Annotated in this window: 15 protein-coding genes and 1 tRNA gene; 2 read left to right on the forward strand and 14 right to left on the reverse strand. The window is 70.4% G+C overall.

Annotation, left to right across the window (positions count from 1 at the left end):
• Positions 1-172: 172 nt before the first annotated feature.
• From OHT76_RS18795 to galU, 13 genes are all read right to left on the reverse strand, one after another.
• Complete coding sequence (locus OHT76_RS18795) at positions 173-1,222, reverse strand: beta-ketoacyl synthase N-terminal-like domain-containing protein (protein WP_328871997.1); 1,050 nt, start codon at positions 1,220-1,222, stop codon at positions 173-175.
• Positions 1,219-2,397, reverse strand: coding sequence for a beta-ketoacyl synthase N-terminal-like domain-containing protein (locus OHT76_RS18800; RefSeq protein WP_328871998.1), 1,179 nt, complete (start codon positions 2,395-2,397; stop codon positions 1,219-1,221). The genes OHT76_RS18795 and OHT76_RS18800 overlap by 4 nt, the downstream gene beginning before the upstream one ends.
• Entirely contained in the window at positions 2,394-3,644 is a 1,251-nt protein-coding gene (locus tag OHT76_RS18805) for a beta-ketoacyl-[acyl-carrier-protein] synthase family protein (RefSeq protein ID WP_328871999.1), read from the reverse strand. The genes OHT76_RS18800 and OHT76_RS18805 overlap by 4 nt, the downstream gene beginning before the upstream one ends.
• Before the next feature lie 34 nt (positions 3,645-3,678).
• Complete coding sequence (locus OHT76_RS18810; protein ID WP_328872000.1) at positions 3,679-3,948, reverse strand: acyl carrier protein; 270 nt, start codon at positions 3,946-3,948, stop codon at positions 3,679-3,681.
• A 142-nt stretch (positions 3,949-4,090) separates the two neighbouring features.
• Positions 4,091-5,122, reverse strand: coding sequence for a LuxR C-terminal-related transcriptional regulator (locus OHT76_RS18815; protein ID WP_328872001.1), 1,032 nt, complete (start codon positions 5,120-5,122; stop codon positions 4,091-4,093).
• Between the two features lie 174 nt (positions 5,123-5,296).
• Entirely contained in the window at positions 5,297-5,473 is a 177-nt protein-coding gene (locus tag OHT76_RS18820) for a hypothetical protein (protein WP_328872002.1), read from the reverse strand.
• 410 nt (positions 5,474-5,883) lie between these two features.
• Positions 5,884-5,957 (reverse strand) — tRNA-Ala (locus OHT76_RS18825).
• A gap of 69 nt (positions 5,958-6,026) precedes the next feature.
• A complete protein-coding gene (gene sepX / locus OHT76_RS18830) occupies positions 6,027-7,277 on the reverse strand; it encodes a divisome protein SepX/GlpR (RefSeq protein WP_328872003.1) in 1,251 nt (416 codons plus the stop codon).
• Positions 7,278-7,453: 176 nt separating this feature from the next.
• On the reverse strand, positions 7,454-8,089 hold the full coding sequence (locus OHT76_RS18835; RefSeq protein WP_328876570.1) for a GNAT family N-acetyltransferase: 636 nt from the start codon (positions 8,087-8,089) through the stop codon (positions 7,454-7,456).
• Positions 8,086-8,601 carry a MogA/MoaB family molybdenum cofactor biosynthesis protein gene (locus tag OHT76_RS18840; RefSeq protein WP_328872004.1) on the reverse strand — a complete coding sequence of 172 codons (516 nt, stop codon included), beginning with the start codon at positions 8,599-8,601 and terminating at the stop codon, positions 8,086-8,088. The genes OHT76_RS18835 and OHT76_RS18840 overlap by 4 nt, the downstream gene beginning before the upstream one ends.
• Positions 8,598-9,077, reverse strand: coding sequence for a cyclic pyranopterin monophosphate synthase MoaC (moaC, locus tag OHT76_RS18845; protein ID WP_328872005.1), 480 nt, complete (start codon positions 9,075-9,077; stop codon positions 8,598-8,600). Before moaC ends, OHT76_RS18840 begins: the two co-directional genes overlap by 4 nt.
• 129 nt (positions 9,078-9,206) lie before the next feature.
• The gene (glp, locus tag OHT76_RS18850) at positions 9,207-10,529 is read right to left on the reverse strand and encodes a molybdotransferase-like divisome protein Glp (RefSeq protein ID WP_328872006.1); all 1,323 of its coding nucleotides are present in this window, start codon (positions 10,527-10,529) and stop codon (positions 9,207-9,209) included.
• A 5-nt stretch (positions 10,530-10,534) separates the two neighbouring features.
• Positions 10,535-11,437, reverse strand: a complete 903-nt coding sequence (galU, locus tag OHT76_RS18855) for a UTP--glucose-1-phosphate uridylyltransferase GalU (protein ID WP_328872007.1) — start codon at positions 11,435-11,437, stop codon at positions 10,535-10,537.
• A 93-nt stretch (positions 11,438-11,530) separates the two neighbouring features.
• Between galU and OHT76_RS18860 the strand changes: the two genes are divergently transcribed.
• Positions 11,531-12,151 (forward strand): 5-formyltetrahydrofolate cyclo-ligase, encoded by a 621-nt coding sequence (locus tag OHT76_RS18860; protein ID WP_328872008.1) that lies wholly within the window; start codon positions 11,531-11,533, stop codon positions 12,149-12,151.
• A gap of 82 nt (positions 12,152-12,233) precedes the next feature.
• On the opposite strand, the gene OHT76_RS18865 is transcribed toward OHT76_RS18860, so the two are convergent.
• Positions 12,234-15,008 carry a penicillin acylase family protein gene (locus OHT76_RS18865; protein ID WP_328872009.1) on the reverse strand — a complete coding sequence of 925 codons (2,775 nt, stop codon included), beginning with the start codon at positions 15,006-15,008 and terminating at the stop codon, positions 12,234-12,236.
• A 238-nt stretch (positions 15,009-15,246) separates the two neighbouring features.
• Here OHT76_RS18865 and OHT76_RS18870 point away from each other — a divergent pair, with 238 nt between their 5' ends.
• Positions 15,247-16,785: a potassium/proton antiporter gene (locus tag OHT76_RS18870; protein WP_328872010.1), complete on the forward strand. Its 1,539-nt coding sequence runs from the start codon at positions 15,247-15,249 to the stop codon at positions 16,783-16,785.
• The last annotated feature ends 28 nt before the right edge of the window (positions 16,786-16,813 follow it).

Here is a 16,813-nt window from a genome sequence, read left to right on the forward strand (position 1 = left end):
TCAGAACGCCGCGCGCTCGCACCACGCGCCCCAGAGCCGTCAGCTCGCCCTTCACCCGCGCCGGTCACGCCCCGAACAGGGCGCGCAACCCAGTCCGCGAGCTCCGCGTTCGCGCCGCGCACGCCGGAGCTGTCATCGTGCACTCCGCCCGCGCCCGGCATGCCCTGCGCGCTCATGCCGCACTACCCGCCACCGCGAGCGCCTCCGGCGCAGTCAGCAGCAGTGCCGCGCCCGCGTCGTCGCCGCCGGCGTCACCCGTACCGGCGCTGACGAGGACCATGTCGTCGTGGTCCGCGAGCCATACGGCGGCCGTCGCGCACTGCAGCACACCCAGCGCCCCGGACGACGGGCCGTACAGCGCGGAGAGGTCGTGAACCGGGGCCGAACCGGCGGACGCCCCGAGCGCGGGCGCGGGGGCGCGCACTCCGGCGGGATGCTCCGGTACGCACCACAGCCCCACCGGCCCGGGCCGCAGCGCCCGTACCTTCGCGACGGCGCCGGCGTGATCGCCCCGGCGCGCGTAGGGCCCGAGCGCCGCCAGCGCACGCACCCCGCGCGCCTCGGCCGACGCGAGCGACTCGACGACCAGCGCGACCGCCCCGTCGAAGAGCTCCGGCACCGCGTCCGTGTCGTCGGTGCCGTCCGGCTCCGGTGTCTCCGTGACATGCCGCACGGCCGCGTTGTCCGGCTCGACCCCGACGACGAGCACCCGTTCCACCCGCCTGGCGGCGACCAGCAGCCGGGCCCAGTTGACGGCGTCGAGCCCGGAGGCCGGCCCGTTGCACAGTGTCAGGTTGGCGCCGCGCAGCCCGTGCGTGATGGCCACCCAGGAGGCGACCACATTGCTGGAGGTGGCCGGCAGCATCATCGGGCTGGTCCCCAGATACGTCGACTCGGCGATCGTCTGCACGGTCTCGCAGACGGTGTCGCAGTTGCCGTAGTTGGTACTGGCGACCACCCCGACACTCTCGCCCGGCACCGTCAACTCCCCGGCCCCGTCGAGCAGTCCGGCCGCGTCCAGCGCGTCCCGCGCCGCGGTCATGGCGAGTTTGGTGGCCCGGTCCTTGTAGCGCAGCCCGCGCCCGGTGAGCCGGGAGACGGGATCGGCCGCCGACCGATGGCCCGCGGGCAGCGGCCCGAGCAGTCCGCCCGGCCCGTCGAGACCTCGTACCGCCGTACCGAGCCCGGTGATCACGGCCTGCGCCGTGGTTGCGGCACTCAACTCCCCGCTCCTTCCCCTGCGGACTCCCGCACGGCCTCCACGACGGCGACCGCATTGAGCCCGCCGAAGCCGAACGAGTCGATCTGCGCGATCCGCAACGGCCCGTCCGCCCGCTCGGCGGCCCCGCGCACCAGCCGGAACCCGGCCACGGCCTCCACGGGATCGTCCAGATACACGGTCGGCGGCACGGTCCCGCAGCGCATGACGTCCACCGCAGCGACCAGACTGTGCAGCCCGGACGCCCCCGCGGTGTGCCCGGTCATCGACTTGATCGCCGTCATGTACGGCGAGGGTTCGACCCCCGCGAACACCGCACCGAGCGCCGTCGATTCGGCCTCGTCGTTCAGCGGCGTACCGGTGCCGTGCAGCATCACGAGGTCGATGTCGGCCGGCCGTACGCCCGCCCTCTCGTGCGCCTCGCGCACGGCGGCGGTGATGTTCTTCGCGTCCGGCGCGGAGGGGTGATGGGCGTCGCAGTTGACGGCGACACCCCGCACGCGCGCGTGCACCCGCCCCGCCGCCCCGGGCCCGTCGCTCTCCCGTCTGAGCACCACGGCCACCGCGCCCTCGCCCTGGAGCATCCCGCGCCGGGCCCGGTCGAAGGGCCGTACCCGGTCGGGCGCTTCGGGATAGCAGCGGTCCAGCAGCCCGTACGTGCTCTCGCTGATGGTGTCGACCCCGGCGACGACGACGGTGTCCGCCGCCCCCAGTTCCAGCAGATCGGTGCCGAGCGCCAGCGTGTACAGCGAGGCCGAGCAGGCGTTGGCCACGGTGTGCGTGTCCGCGGCCCCGAACCGGCGTCGCAGCATGGTGCCGAAGTGCAGATCGGCCGCGTCGAAGGGCACCTTGTCCCGCCAGGACAGCTCCACCGAGCGCAGCTCGCGCAAGGTGGTGCCGACCAGCACCGGCACCCCGGACAGATCGTCCCCGAGCCCGGCGTCCGCCGCGGCCGCCGCCACGGCCTGCTCCAGCCAACGGGTCGCCCGCAGCGGCACATCCACGCCCGGCGCGGGCCGGTCGTCGATCTCGTACGCCACCTGCGCCCGGAACTTCTCCCGGTCGTACCCGCGCAACGGACCGAGCCCGCTGCGCCCGGCGACCAGCGAATCGAAGATCTCGTCGACGCTGTCGCCGATGCTGGCGACGGCGCCCATCCCGGTCACGATCCAGCTCATGCCGCACTCACCGCTTCGCCCCGGTAGGCCCCGAGGATCAGCACGGCGTTGTTGCCGCCGAAGGCGAGCGCGTTGTTCTGTACGACGTTCAGCTCCGCCTCGACCGCCTCGTTGGGCACGCAGTCCACCCCGCACTCGGGGTCGGTCTCCCGGTGGTTGACCGTCGGCGGGATGAATCCCTCGGTGAGCGCGAGCGCGCAGGCCGCCGCGGCGACCGCGCTGGCGGCGCCCATGCTGTGGCCGATCATCGACTTGATGGAGACGGTGCGCGGCATGGCGTCCGCGCCGAACACCTGGCGGATGGCGCCGGCCTCGGTGATGTCGTTGGCCTTCGTCCCGGTGCCGTGCGCGGAGACGAAGTCGACCTGATCCGGCGTCACCCCCGCGTTGCGGTGCGCGATGCGGATCGTGCGGGCGATGCTGTCCTGGTCCGGGGCGACGGGATGCAGGGCGTCGCAGGCGAGGCCGTACCCCAGCACCTCGGCGTAGATGCGCGCGCCGCGGGCGAGTGCCGACTCCAGGCTCTCCATGAGGAGGATGCCCGCGCCCTCGCCGGTGAGGATGCCCTCGCGGTCCTTGTCGAAGGGCCGGCACACCTCGGGGGCGATGGTGCCGAGCCGGTAGAAGCCGGTGAAGGTCTTGCGGCAGGCCGCGTCGGCGCCCCCGCACAGGGCGACGTCCACGTCCCCGCTGCGGATGGCGTCGTAGCCGTAGCCGACAGCGTAGTTGCCCGCCGCGCAGGCGGTCGGAATGGTGACGGCCTCGACGTCCTCCAGTTCCAGCTCCCGCACGATTCCGGCGGACAGCCGTCCCGCGGGGATGCGCCGGGCGACGGTCGGCTCGTACTCCTCGGGCCCGCTGTCCAGGCTCGCGGCGACGAGCTGGTCGAGGTCGCGGGACTCGCCGTCCGTGGTGCCGACGGACACCAGGGAACGGCGGGCCCGTACGTCCGCGACGCTCAGACCCGCGTCCTCGACCGCCATCCTGGCGGCCGCCACCGAGAACTGGCTCGCCCGGCCCAGCTCCTCGGGAGACTGCCGGGTGACCCACTGCTCCGGCTCGAAGTCGGTGACCTCGCAGCCGTTGGCGTGGGCGAAGCCGGTCGTGTCGAACGCGGTGATCGGCTTGACGCCGCTGCGTCCCGCCCGGAGGCCGGCGGTGAAGGCCTCCACACCGATGCCGATGCTGGTGACCACGCCGAGTCCGGTGATGACCACCCGGCGCCCTGTGTTGCTCGAAGCGTTCATCGAAGCTCACCCATCTGACGGTCGGGACGGCAGATCAGTTCTGGGCGGCCTCGGCGACCACGATGTAGACGCCCTCGAGGTTGACCATGCGGCTGAGCTCGGCCTGGTCGATGGTGACCTTCTGGGTGCGCTCCAGCGCGGCGAGGATCTCGATGGCACGCAGCGAGTCCGCGTCGTGCTCCTCCTTGAAGAGGCTGGTCTCGGTGACCTCGTCCTCATCGATCTCAAGGATGTCGCAGACGATCTCCTTGATCTCCTGCTTGCGGGCCTCGTCCAGAACGGTCGTCACGTTCGCGTTGGGCATCTCGACTCCAATGAGGGATCGGTATCGGAGTCCGGGTCCGGTGACTCGGTCCTCCATGCGTTGATCCGAGAGTGGAATCGACCGCTATACGAGGCCTATACGGTGTCTTCGCGAGGCGGGCGCCGGGGCATCGCCAGTACGGCTACACAGCCGTACTGCTGCTCTCCGGCTCCGCGCCCTCCAGCCAGCCGAGCTGCGCGGCCCGCAGCCCCGCCTGGAAGCGGCTGCGGGCGCCGAGCCGTCCCATTAGCTCGGCGGTGATACGCCGGCCTGTGCGCACCGAGACGCCGAGCTTGCGGGCCACCACCTCATCGGTGAGCCCTTCACCGAGCAACCGCAGCACGGCCTGCTCCTGACCGGACAGCTCCTCGCCACCACGGTCGCGCGGTTGCGGCCGCCCTCCGCTGAAGGGCAGCGCGTTCTCCCACACCCGCTCGAAGAGCTCGTTCAGGATCGTGATGATCCCCTGCCCGTGCAGCACGAGCGCCCCCGCCGCCGACGCGTCGGGATCGATGGGCAGCACCGCGCGCGTGCGGTCGAACACCAGCATCCGCGACGGCAACGACGCCGTCGTCCGCACCTGGTCACCGTGCGCGTGCAGCCAGCGCAGATGCTCGACCGTCGCGGGGTCGTTGTACACGCTGTCCAGGTAAATGCTGCGCATCACCACGCCCCGCTTGGCGAGCTTCTCGCACAACGGCCGGCTCGCCTCCCGGCTGGCCTCTGTCTGTGGCCCACCTGTGGCAAAAGCGAGAAGCTCCTTTTCGCATTCCTGGGTGAATTCCTCGATGCGGGTTCGGATCTCGTCGATTCCGATGAGCCGCTCGATGACGGTGTTGCGCTGCCGTTGCTGGGCCGCGGTGTACTCGTCGATGAACCGGGCCACTTCGATACGCGCCTCAGCTATCCGCTTCTGCCGTTCCAGGAATTCGTTCTCCTGGCGGGTGAGAAGTGCCTGCAGGCCGACCTCGGGGCTCACGACGCGCAATTCGCCGGGTGCGTCCCAGGACGGCTTGATGAGCGCGAGTCGTACACATTCGTCAAGGGCCGATCTGACCAGCTCGGGCTGCCAGCCCAGGCTCGCCACCAGATCGTCAAGGCTGAAATCCGGCCTCTTCAGCATGGCCCGGTAGACCTCGGCCGCATGGGCCCCCAACCCCAGCGGTTCCAGCACGCGCGCCCCCTCGCCTCCGTGATGCACCCGTCAGGTCTCGGCCAATTATGTGGAGGGAGAAACGGTTCCGCAATGAATGCGTGATCAAACTGGGGAGTAACAAAGGGCCCACCCCTGAGGGGTGGGCCCTTTTCGGACAAGTTTGGCCGAAAGCTTGCTCGACCGGGGAGAAAATCAGCCCCAAATGGGGTCTGCTACCTGGGTCTCGGGCGCCGCCCCCCAGATCGGGTCCTTGTACTCGGCGACCGCCGTGACCCCGCCCGCGGTCACGTCCGACGCGCTCTCCACACCGACGCCGGCGAGGACGAGACCCAGAGCGACGACCGTGGCGCGCAGCAGATTCTTGCCCATGAAAATAATTCCCCCTCGGAATTACGAATTCCCCATTTAGTTTCCCGGTCAACTCCCCGTCGCCCGGTGATTAAATTCTGGAGGAGCACCCCACGGATATCCAGGAAAAAGGAATGCAGGGACCTGCGCTGGCAGGGTGCTGACAGCGGAACCGCACGTCCCACTTGCCGCGGCAGCGCCCTGAGCTGCACCGCGGCCCACCACACACCCCTCGGCGGGCTCCGCCCCTTGCCGGGGCACCGGACGCGCCCGCGCATCCTCGGTGAGCGGTGCAGCATGATGCCATCTGACACCACGTCAGCCGAGCGCCTGTTCCGGTCCGTGTGAGGGCAAAACAAAGATCCCGCCCGATCAACCGATCGGACGGGATCTCATCAACTGCCCTGATTCCTCAAGGACAGTTGTTGCGGTGGACCTGAGGGGATTTGAACCCCTGGCCCCCTCGATGCGAACGAGGTGCGCTACCGGACTGCGCCACAGGCCCTTGCAACGAGTGAAACTCTAGCATCCCGATCCGCCCGCCTGGAAATCCGTTCCCCCCGGGCCGGCCCGCCTACTCGTTGGCCGCCCGCGGCCGCCCGCCGTCCTCGTACTGGTCGAACAACGGCGTGCGTCCGCGCTCACGTGCCCGCCGGGCGGACGCGGCCCGGCGGGCGTCACTGCGCCCGCCGCCGTCCGCCCTGTCCTCATCACCGTCGTCCGCTTCCGTCGGCTCGCCCGCGGCGGCGCGGGACTCCGCCTCCTGCTCCGGCGCGACGGCACTGGAGCGCGCCGAGCTCCACGCGTCCGGCGCCCCCAGATCCACATCCGACGTGGCCCGTGGCGCGACCGGAGCGGTCACATACGTCGGCAACGGCACCGGCACCGGATCCCAGCTGTCGCCCTGCCCCGGCCGCCGCTGACGCTCGCGCTGCTGATCGACCCACTCGGCGTGGTCCGTCTGCTCGACGAGCGCCCGCCGGTCCGCGGCGAGCGCCGACAGCCCCGGGTCGGTCTGCGATCCGGGGCCTTCGTGGGGCTCCTCTGCGTCCGCGCCGGCGTCAGCAGCCACGCGCCGACGCGACTGGCGCGCGCGCTCCCTGAGCCGCTGCGCGGCGACTTCGGCACGGCGGCGGTCCATCTGGTACGCGAAGCGGCGGCGCTCCTGGGAGCGCAGGTAGGCGATGTACGCGCTGAGCAGTACGGCGGGCACACCGGGCGCCCACAGGAAGGCGAGCCCCCCGACGGCGGCGACGACCGCGCCGAGCGTGAAGGCGATGAAGAGCACCACGGTGGTGCGCCGACGGCGCGCGAGCACCTTCGTGCGCCGGGCGCGCGCGGCGGCGGCCTCCGCGGCGGCTGTGGGGGGCGTGCGCCGTGCGGCCGGGGCCGGTTGCTGCGCCGCCTGCGCCTTCTGTGCTTTCTGTGCCTTCTGTGCTTTCCGCTCGGGCGCGGGTTCGGGCGCCGGCGCGGACGCCTGTGCGCGCGCCGGTTCGGAGCGCTCCTGCTCCTCCGCGCGCGTGGGCACAACCGCCTGCGCCTGTGGGCGCGTCGGGGGCATGGCGAAGGCCCGGACGTCCACCGATGCGGTGACGCCGTCCGGGTCGTCGGCGCTGGGCTCCCCCTCGTCGGTGGAGCGCGCCCGCAGGTCCTTGGCGTACCGGCGCTCCATCCCCGCCCGTCCGGACAGCAACCGGATGGCTGTGCTGAAGCGTTCCGTCGGACGGGCCTCGTTCAGCTCGTCCTGCCTACGGAGCCACATCGGCACCAAGTAGGCGGCCCAGGCCCCGACAATGACTGCGTAGATGAGGCCGCTGCTGCTCACGCCTCACACGGTAGAGGGGTTTGCGTGAGGCCATCTGCCAATTGAGCCGGTGTGTCGCACGATCTGGCTGATATTTCGAAATTTTTTTGTGACCGATGCGATCAGCAGGCCGCAGAGGATGCGAATTCTGGGCTTCAAGACGGTCGCGAGGCGATCAATTTCGAACATTTATTCAATTACCCGGGCTGGGCGGGGTTCCCCCCGGAGTGTGCCCGGTGCCAGCGGTTCAGCAACCCGTCGGGCACCTCTTCCGCCGTGAGCGCGAAGACGAGATGGTCGCGCCAGGCCCCGTCGATGTGGAGATAACGGGGCCGCAGCCCCTCGTCGCGGAATCCGAGTTTCTCCACCACCCGGCGGCTCGGCGCGTTCTCCGGGCGAATGCAGACCTCGATGCGGTGCAGTCCGACGGTGCGGAAACAGTGGTCCACGACGAGCGCCACGGCCGTCGGCATCACCCCACGGCCGGCCACCGCCTCGTCCACCCAATAACCGACGTGCCCCGAGCACATCGAGCCCCAGGTGATCCCGGCGACCGTCAACTGCCCCACCAGCCGCCCCTGGTACTCGATGACGAACGGCAGCATGCGGCCCGCGTTCGCCTCGGAGCGCAGATGCCGGACCATCTGGCGGTAGGTCGGCCGGTGCGCGATCGGCCCGCTGGGCGTGGGCGGCGGAATGGTGGCCTCCCAGGGGCGCAGCCAGTCCCGGTTGCGCCGGTTGACCTCGCGCCAGGCCCGCTGGTCGCGCAGCTTTATCGGCCGGAGGACGACATCGCCGTCCGCCAGTACGACGGGCCAGGATGGGCTGTTCAGCTCGCACCCCCACTGCCTGCGCCGGGTCTGGGGTGATCGCCGCCGCGGACTTGGTCGACGGCGTGGACCAGCAGGGCCTCCAGGACGGCGAGACCGTCCTTCACCCCGCCGGTAGAACCCGGCAGATTGACGATCAGCGTGCTGCCCGCCACCCCGGCCAGTCCCCGGGAGAGCGCGGCGGTCGGCACCTTCTCCCGTCCGAACGCCCTGATGGCCTCCGCGATGCCCGGCACCTCGTAGTCGATCACCTTGCGGGTCGCCTCGGGCGTGCGGTCGGTCGGCGAGATGCCGGTGCCGCCGGTGGTGACGACGACGTCGTACCCGGCGTCCACGGCGGCGCGCAGCGCGGCCTCCACGGGGTCGCCGTCGGGGACGACCTGCGGCCCCTCGACGGTGAAACCGAAGCTCTTCAGCCCGTCGGCGATCAGCGGGCCGCCCTTGTCCTCGTAGACGCCCGCGGCGGCGCGGTTGGAGGCGGTCACGACCAGGGCGCGGCGGGTCCCGGCGCTCACGCCCGGCTCCAGTCGCCCGACTTGCCGCCCGTCTTCTCCTCCACCCGTACGTCGGTGATGACCGCTCCCTTGTCGACTGCCTTGACCATGTCGATCACGGTGAGCGCGGCGACGGAGACCGCGGTGAGGGCCTCCATCTCGACGCCCGTGCGGTCCGTGGTCTTGACGGTGGCCTGGATCTCCACGGCGTCGTCCGCGACCGACAGATCCAGTTTCACACCCGACACCGACAATGGGTGGCACAGCGGGATCAGGTCCGGGGTGCGCTTGGCGCCCATGATGCCCGCGATCCGTGCCGTGGCCAGCGCGTCGCCCTTGGGGACGCCCTCGCCGCGCAGCAGCTCGATCACGCGGGGCGAGACCAGGACGCGCCCGCTCGCGCGGGCGGTGCGCGCCGTCACGTCCTTCTCCGATACGTCGACCATGCGGGCCGCGCCCGCCTCGTCGATGTGCGTCAGTCGGTCCTGCGTACTCATGCTGTGTGGCGCTCCCGGTCCGGGCCCGTAGCGGTGCGGCGCTGGGCCTGCTGTGCGCGACACGGTACCGCCAAGTCGGCGCGCGCACCGGAGCAGGACCGGCCTGCGGACCGGCACACGCGCGTGCGCTCAGCCGAGCAGCACGACCTCGACCTCGGCGCCGGGCTCGACGGACTCGGTGTCCTCGGGGACGACGATCAGCGCGTCGGCCTGCGCGAGGGCGGCGACCAGGTGCGATCCGGCGCCGCCGACCGGGGTCACGGCGCCGTCGGCGTATGCCCCGCGCAGGAACTGCCGACGCCCCTTCGGCGAGGTCAGCGCCTTGTCCGCCGTGAGGGTCGCGGTCGTGCGCGGCCGGTGGACGTCCTCCAGGCCCATGAGCGTGCGGATCGCGGGGCGCACGAACAGCTCGAAGGAGACGTACGACGACACCGGGTTGCCGGGGAGAGCCAGCAGAGGCGTGTGGTCGGGGCCGATGGAGCCGAAGCCCTGGGGCTTGCCGGGCTGCATGGCGAGCTTGCGGAAGTCGATGCCGCTGCCCGCCTCGTCCTCGTCGGCGACCGACTGCAGCGCCTCCTTGACGACGTCGTACGCGCCGACGCTCACGCCGCCGGTGGTGACCATGAGGTCGGCGCGCACCAGCTGGTCCTCGATGGTGGAGCGCAGCGTCTCGGCATCGTCGGCGACGGCGCCCACGCGGTAGGCGATGGCGCCGGCGTCCCGGGCGGCCGCGGTGAGGGCGAAGCTGTTGGAGTCGTAGATCTGGCCGCTGCGCAACTGCTCGTCGGGCTGGACGAGTTCGCTGCCGGTGGACATCACGACCACGCGCGGGCGCGGGCGTACGCGTACGGTGCCGCGGCCGATCGCAGCGAGCAGGGCGATCTGCGGCGGGCCGAGGACAGTGCCGGCGTCCAGGGCGCGGTCACCGGCCTTCACGTCGCTGCCCTTGGCGCGCACGTGCGCGCGTGCCTCTGCGGGCCGGTACACGTGCACATGCCCGGAGGCGCCCTCGGGGGCGAGGCTGCGGGCGCGCATCCCGGCCACCGGGCCCTCGCCGAGGCCGCCGTCGGTCCATTCGACGGGTACGACCGTTTCCGCGCCCGGCGGCAGCGGGGCACCGGTCATGATGCGGGCGGCCTGGCCGGGGCCCACCTGCAGCAGCTCCGCCTGGCCCGCGGCAACGTCCCCGACGACCTCCAGGACCGCCGGGAACTCCTCGCTCGCGCCCGCGACATCGGCGACCCGCACCGCGTACCCGTCCATGGAGCTGTTGTCGAACGGCGGCAGGGACACCGGCACCGTGACGTCCTCGACCAGGACGCAGCCCTGGGCGTCGAGGAGTTGCAGCTCGATGGGTTCGAGGGGGCGGACGGTCGCGAGGATGTCCTCCAGGTGTTCGTCCACCGACCAGAGGTGGTCCCGGCCGGTGGTGCGGGGCGCGGCGCTGCTCAAAGTGGCTACATCTCCTCGGCTACGTAACTGCGAAGCCAGGTCCGGAAGTCCGGGCCCAGGTCTTCACGTTCGCATGCGAGTCTGACAATGGCACGCAGGTAGTCGCCACGGTCACCGGTGTCATAGCGGCGGCCCTTGAAGACGACGCCGTGCACCGGGCCGCCCACCTTCTCGTCCTCGGCGAGCTGCTGGAGGGCATCGGTGAGCTGGATCTCGCCGCCGCGACCGGGTTCGGTCTTGCGCAGTATGTCGAAGATGTGCGGGTCGAGGACGTAGCGGCCGATGATCGCGTAGTTCGACGGGGCGTCCGCGGCGTCGGGCTTCTCCACCATGCCGGTCACCTTGACGACGTCGCCGTCCTCGGTGGGCTCCACGGCCGCACAGCCGTAGAGGTGGATCTGCTCCGGCGCGACCTCCATGAGCGCGATGACGCTGCCGCCGCGCTGCTCCTGGACCTCGACCATGCGCTTGAGCAGCGGGTCGCGCGGGTCGATGAGGTCGTCGCCGAGGAGCACGGCGAAGGGCTCGTGGCCGACGTGCGGGGCCGCGCACAGCACCGCGTGGCCGAGTCCCTTGGGGTCGCCCTGGCGCACGTAGTGCATGGTGGCGAGGTCGCTGGACTCCTGCACCTTGGCGAGCCGGCTGGCGTCGCCCTTCTTCTGAAGGGCCGATTCCAGCTCGTAGTTGCGGTCGAAGTGGTCCTCAAGGGGGCGCTTGTTGCGACCTGTGATCATGAGGACGTCGTCGAGGCCCGCGGAGACGGCCTCCTCGACCACATACTGGATCGCCGGCTTGTCGACGACCGGCAGCATCTCCTTGGGAGTGGCCTTGGTGGCCGGCAGGAACCGGGTGCCGAGACCTGCTGCGGGAATGACAGCCTTGCTGATCCGAGGGTGCGACTGAGTCATGCCCGCAACCTTATCCGGTGCCTTTGTAGGGAATCTGTGGCTCCGGTTAATTGGCTCTCATATGAGCGTATTGAAAGGGTACGGGTACGACCTTTGAGTCACATCGGACGTCCGGCTGAGCCTGACAAGCGAACGTTTCGGCGAGAGTTCCTCGCGGCGAGGAACAGGTTGACGGCTGATGACGTGCGGGAATCCGGGGTCGCGCTGGCGGGGCGCGCGCTGGAGCTGCCCGAACTGGCGCGGGCGCGCACGGTGGCGGCGTACGTATCCGTGGGGAGCGAACCGGGCACGCTCGCGCTGCTGGACGCGCTGCGCGCGCGGGGCGTGCGCGTCCTGCTCCCCGCGCTCCTGCCCGACAACGACCTCGACTGGGGCGCCTACACCGGCGAGGGCTCCCTCGCGCAGGTCCAACACGGCGGAAAGATGGCCCTCTTCGAGCCCGTCGGCGAACGCCTCGGACCGGACGCCGTGACCACCGCCGACGTGGTGCTGCTGCCCGGCCTCGCCGTGGACGCGCGCGGCATGCGCCTGGGGCGCGGCGGGGGCTCGTACGACCGCGTGCTCGCACGCCTGGAACGCGCGGACGCACACCCCGCGCTGGTGGTGCTGCTGTACGACGCGGAGGTCGTCGAGCGCGTCCCGGCCGAGGCGCACGACCGGCCGGTGCACGCGGTGGTGACGCCGTCGGGCGTGCGCCGCTTCCGTGCGGACTGAGCCCGCTCCCGCGTCCCCGCGCAGATGAAAGGGCCCTCCACGCGCGCGTGGAGGGCCCTTTCGTGCGTTCACCGTGAGCGGCTCATGGCTTGAGCACCAGTGTGTCGCTCGTGCTCTCGTCGACCGCGCCGTCGGAGAAGGACCAGTCCAGCAGCTCGCCGTCGGCCCACTTGTCCGTCTGATCGGTGTAGTGGGCGCTGTAGGCGTGCCCGGAGGCACCGGTGAGGTTGATCCACTTCGACTTGTCGAGGTCGCCGAGGTTGACCACCATCCGCATCGACGGCACCCAGACGACGCCGTAGCCGCCGGCGGCGTTCCAGCCGGTGGCGTTGACCGTCGCCTCGCCGCCGCTGAGCTTCCAGGGGCCGCGGTTGAGGACGTACTGCAGGAAGCCGGGGCCGTCGGTGCCGAGGGTCTGGTTCTTCAGGAACAGGCGGTGCAGCCTGCCCCAGCTCCAGGTGTCGATGTCCTTGCCGAGCTTGGCGGTCAGCTCCCAGCGGGCGTCGATCATGGCGCGCTCGAACAGCTCGTCGCGGTTGTCGGCCTTGGGGCGGGTGCCCGACTGGGGCGTCTTCCACCAGTCGCTGTCCTCGTCGTCCATGAGCTTGCGCACGACCTCGAACCAGCGGTCGCCACCGTCCGGCTGCGCCTGGTCGGCGTCGCGCTGGCCGCACTCGCGGACCTTCTCGACCTCGTCCGCCGGACCGGTCGTGTTGACCGGGTCGACCCACAGGCACTGGCCCTTGACCCGCAACTCCTTGGGCAGCTTGTTGCCGAAGGAGAGCTTGAGGATGTTGCGCCAGACCGAGTTGAAGTAGGCGGCGGCCGCCGAGTCGGCGTCCTGGGTGTAGTCCCAGCCCTCCAGGAGCTTTTGCGCCTCGCGGACGTCCTTGTCGGCGATGTCCAGCTTCAGCAGCTTCGGCACCAGCAGCTTGGCGATCTCGCTGCTGTTGTCGAGCTGCATCTGGCGCATGTCGTCGGTGGAGATCTTGCCGCCGTCGTCGATCTTCGACTTGATCAGGTCGGTGATGCGCTGGCTGCGCGTGCCGTAGCCCCAGTCCTCGGTGAGGGTGTAGGGGTATTTGTCCTTGTCGACCACGGCCTGGTTGGCGGTGACGATGTACCCGCGCGCGGGGTCGAACTCGAAGGGCAGCTCGTCCTGCGGGATGTAGCCGGTCCAGCGGTACTTGGAGTCCCAGCCCGGCTGCGGGATCGAGCCGTCGGCCTTCGCCCCGCGCGTGGGGATCTTTCCGGGCAGGGTGTAGCCGATGTGGCCCTCGGTGTCGGCGTAGATCAGGTTCTGCGAGGGCACGTCGAACAGGGCGGCGGCGGCGCGGAAGTCGCTCCAGTTCGCGGCCTTGTTCATCGCGAAGACGGCATCCATGGAGGTGCCCGGGTCCAGCGCGGTCCAGCGCAGGGAGATGCCGTAGCCGTCGCCGCGGTCGGGTGCGGAGGCGTCGACGGCGGCCTTCTTGCCGACCTTCACCAGCTCGTCGCTGCGGTCGGAGAGCAAGGGCCCGCTCCCGGTCTCGCGGACGACGATCTTCTTGGACGTGCCGCCGGCGACCTTGATGGTCTCCTCGCGCGTCTTGAACGGCTTGACCTTGCCGTCGTAGAGGTAGCCGTCGCCGGTGAGCTTCTCCAGGTAGAGGTCGGTGACGTCGACGCCCGAGTTGGTCATGCCCCAGGAGATGTTCTGGTTATGGCCGATGATCACACCGGGCATGCCGGCGAAGGTGTAACCGGTGACGTCGTACTGGCACTTGCTGGAGACGCTGCGGCAGTGCAGGCCCATCTGGTACCAGACGGACGGCAACGACGCCGACAGGTGCGGGTCGTTGGCCAGCAGGGGCTTACCGGTGATGGTGTGGTCGCCGGAGACGACCCAGGAGTTGGAGCCGATGCCGTTGCCGTTCACGCCGACGGCCGTGGGAAGGTCCTCCAGGACGTCGTACAGGCCCGAGAGCTGGCTCTCCAGGCCCGTGGTGCCTCCGGTGGACGATCCGGCCGTGGAGGTGCCGTCGGTGGACGCGCTGCCGGTGGAGGTGCCGCCGGTGGAGGTGCCGCCGCCCTGCTCGAACGTCCCGGTGAGCTCGTCGTACTGGCCCTCCTGGACGATCGCCTTGTTCCGGTCGTACGGGTACTGCGGGTAGAGGTCGTCGATCTGCTGCGGGCCCAGACGACTGGTCATCAGGGCGCGGTCGATCTCGTCCTCCATGTTGCCGCGCAGGTCCCAGGCCATCGCCTTCAGCCACGAGACCGAGTCGACCGGGGTCCACTCCTCGGGCTTGTAGTCGTTGGCGAAACCGAGAGCGGCGTACTCCAGGGAGAGCTCCTCGCCTTCCTTGCCTTCCAGGTAGGCGTTGACTCCCTTGGCGTAGGCCTGGAGGTACTTCTTGGTGGCGTCCGACAGCTTGCTGTCGTACTCCTCCTGCGCGATGCGGTCCCAGCCCAGGGTGCGCAGGAACTCGTCGTTGTCGACCTGGCTCTTGCCGAACATCTCCGACAGGCGCCCGGAGGTCATGTGACGGCGCACGTCCATCTCGTAGAACCGGTCCTGCGCCTGGACGAAGCCCTGCGCCATGAACAGGTCCTCGTCGGAGGAGGCGTAGATCTGCGGGATGCCGTAGCCGTCGCGCTTCACGTCGACCGGGCCCGACAGGCCATCGAGCGTGATCGAACCCTTGGTCTGCGGGAAGGAGGCACGGACTGTACTGATGGACCAGTACGCCCCGTACGCGACGCCGCCGATCATGGCCAGCACGAGGACGAGGACGATCAGACGGGCTCTGCGCCCCTTCTTCCTGCCGGACTTGCCGGGCTGCTGACCCGTAGAGGCGGTGGTGTTGGGGGGCATCGCTGTCCTTGCTGTCCTAACGCGAGCGGCAGGCGGGCTTATCCATTTGACTGAGCGCTGGAGCAACCATAGGCGCAGGGCCCCGCGCCACTTGACGCGGAGTAGGGAACCACGGCGCACGAGCGTTCGATCATGCCCGGCGAACGTCAAGAAATCGTCAAGAGTTAGGTAAGGTAACGAAGTAGTTGGGTGCGGAGTTCAGCCACTTCGTGTCCTATGTACGTGAGCTCACGCGCGCGTGCCCGTGAGCCAGGGAAGGGAACGGCCGCTGACTGTCCACGACCTCAACCAGCTCCTGCTCGTCTGCTCGCTCGTCCTGCTCGTCGCCGTCGCAGCGGTCCGGATCTCCTCGCGCAGCGGGCTCCCCAGCCTGCTCGTGTACATGGGCATCGGCGTCGCCATGGGGCAGGACGGCATCGGCGACATCAAGTTCGACAATGCCGAGCTGACGCAGGTCATCGGGTATGCGGCCCTGGTCGTGATCCTTGCCGAGGGTGGTCTGGGCACGAAGTGGAAAGAGGTCAAGCCGGCCCTTCCCGCCGCCACCACGCTGGCGCTGGCGGGCGTCGCGGTGAGCGTCGGTGTGACGGCGACGGCCGCGCATTACCTGACCGGTCTCGAGTGGCGTCAGGCGCTCATCGTCGGTGCCGTCGTCTCCTCCACGGACGCCGCCGCGGTCTTCTCCGTACTACGGAAAATCCCCCTCCCCGCGCGCGTGACGGGCACCTTGGAGGCGGAGTCCGGCTTCAACGACGCCCCCGTGGTCATTCTGGTGGTCGCCTTCTCGCACGCCGGCCCCATCGAGCACTGGTACGTGCTGGTGGGCGAGATAGCGCTGGAGCTGGCCATCGGCGCCGCCATCGGCATCGCGGTGGGCTTCCTGGGCTCCTGGGGACTGCGGCACGTGGCACTGCCCGCCTCCGGCCTCTACCCGATCGCCGTCATGGCCATCGCCGTCGTGGCGTACGCGGCGGGCGCCCTGGCCCACGGCAGCGGCTTCCTGGCGGTGTACCTCGCCTCCATGGTGATGGGCAACGCCAGACTGCCCCACTGGCCGGCCACGCGCGGGTTCGCCGACGGGCTCGGCTGGATCGCCCAGATCGGCATGTTCGTCCTGCTCGGCCTCCTGGTCACCCCGCACGAGCTGGGCGACGACATCCTGCCCGCCCTCGTCATCGGCCTGGTGCTGACGATGATCGCGCGCCCGCTGAGCGTCGTGCTCTGTCTGACGCCGTTCCGGGTGCCGTGGCAGGAGCAGACGCTGATGTCCTGGGCCGGCCTGCGCGGCGCCGTCCCCATCATCCTGGCGACGATCCCGATGGTCGGCGGCGTCGAGGACAGCCGCCGCATCTTCAACGTCGTCTTCGTCCTGGTCGTCGTCTATACCCTGGTCCAGGGACCGACCCTGCCCTGGCTCGCCCGCAAGCTGCGGCTCGGCGAGGACGCGGAGGCCGCCGCCGACCTCGGCATCGAGTCGGCGCCGCTGGAGCGGCTGCGCGGGCACCTGCTCTCCGTCACGATCCCCGAGGGCTCGAAGATGCACGGCGTCGAGATCAACGAGCTCCGGCTGCCCGCCGGCGCCGCCGTCACCCTGGTCGTGCGGGACGGGAAATCGTTCGTCCCGCTTCCCACGACAGTGCTGCGGCGCGGCGACGAGCTGCTCGTGGTCGCCACGGATCCGGTACGGGACGCCGCGGAGCGGCGGCTTCGGGCCGTGGGGCACGGGGGCAAGCTGGCCGGATGGCTGGGGACGAACGGCGAGGGCCCCGGTAGTTAAGGGCGCGTTTCGCACCGTTCACACCCCA

It is taken from the genome of Streptomyces sp. NBC_00287 (assembly GCF_036173105.1).
Lineage (GTDB): Bacteria > Actinomycetota > Actinomycetes > Streptomycetales > Streptomycetaceae > Streptomyces.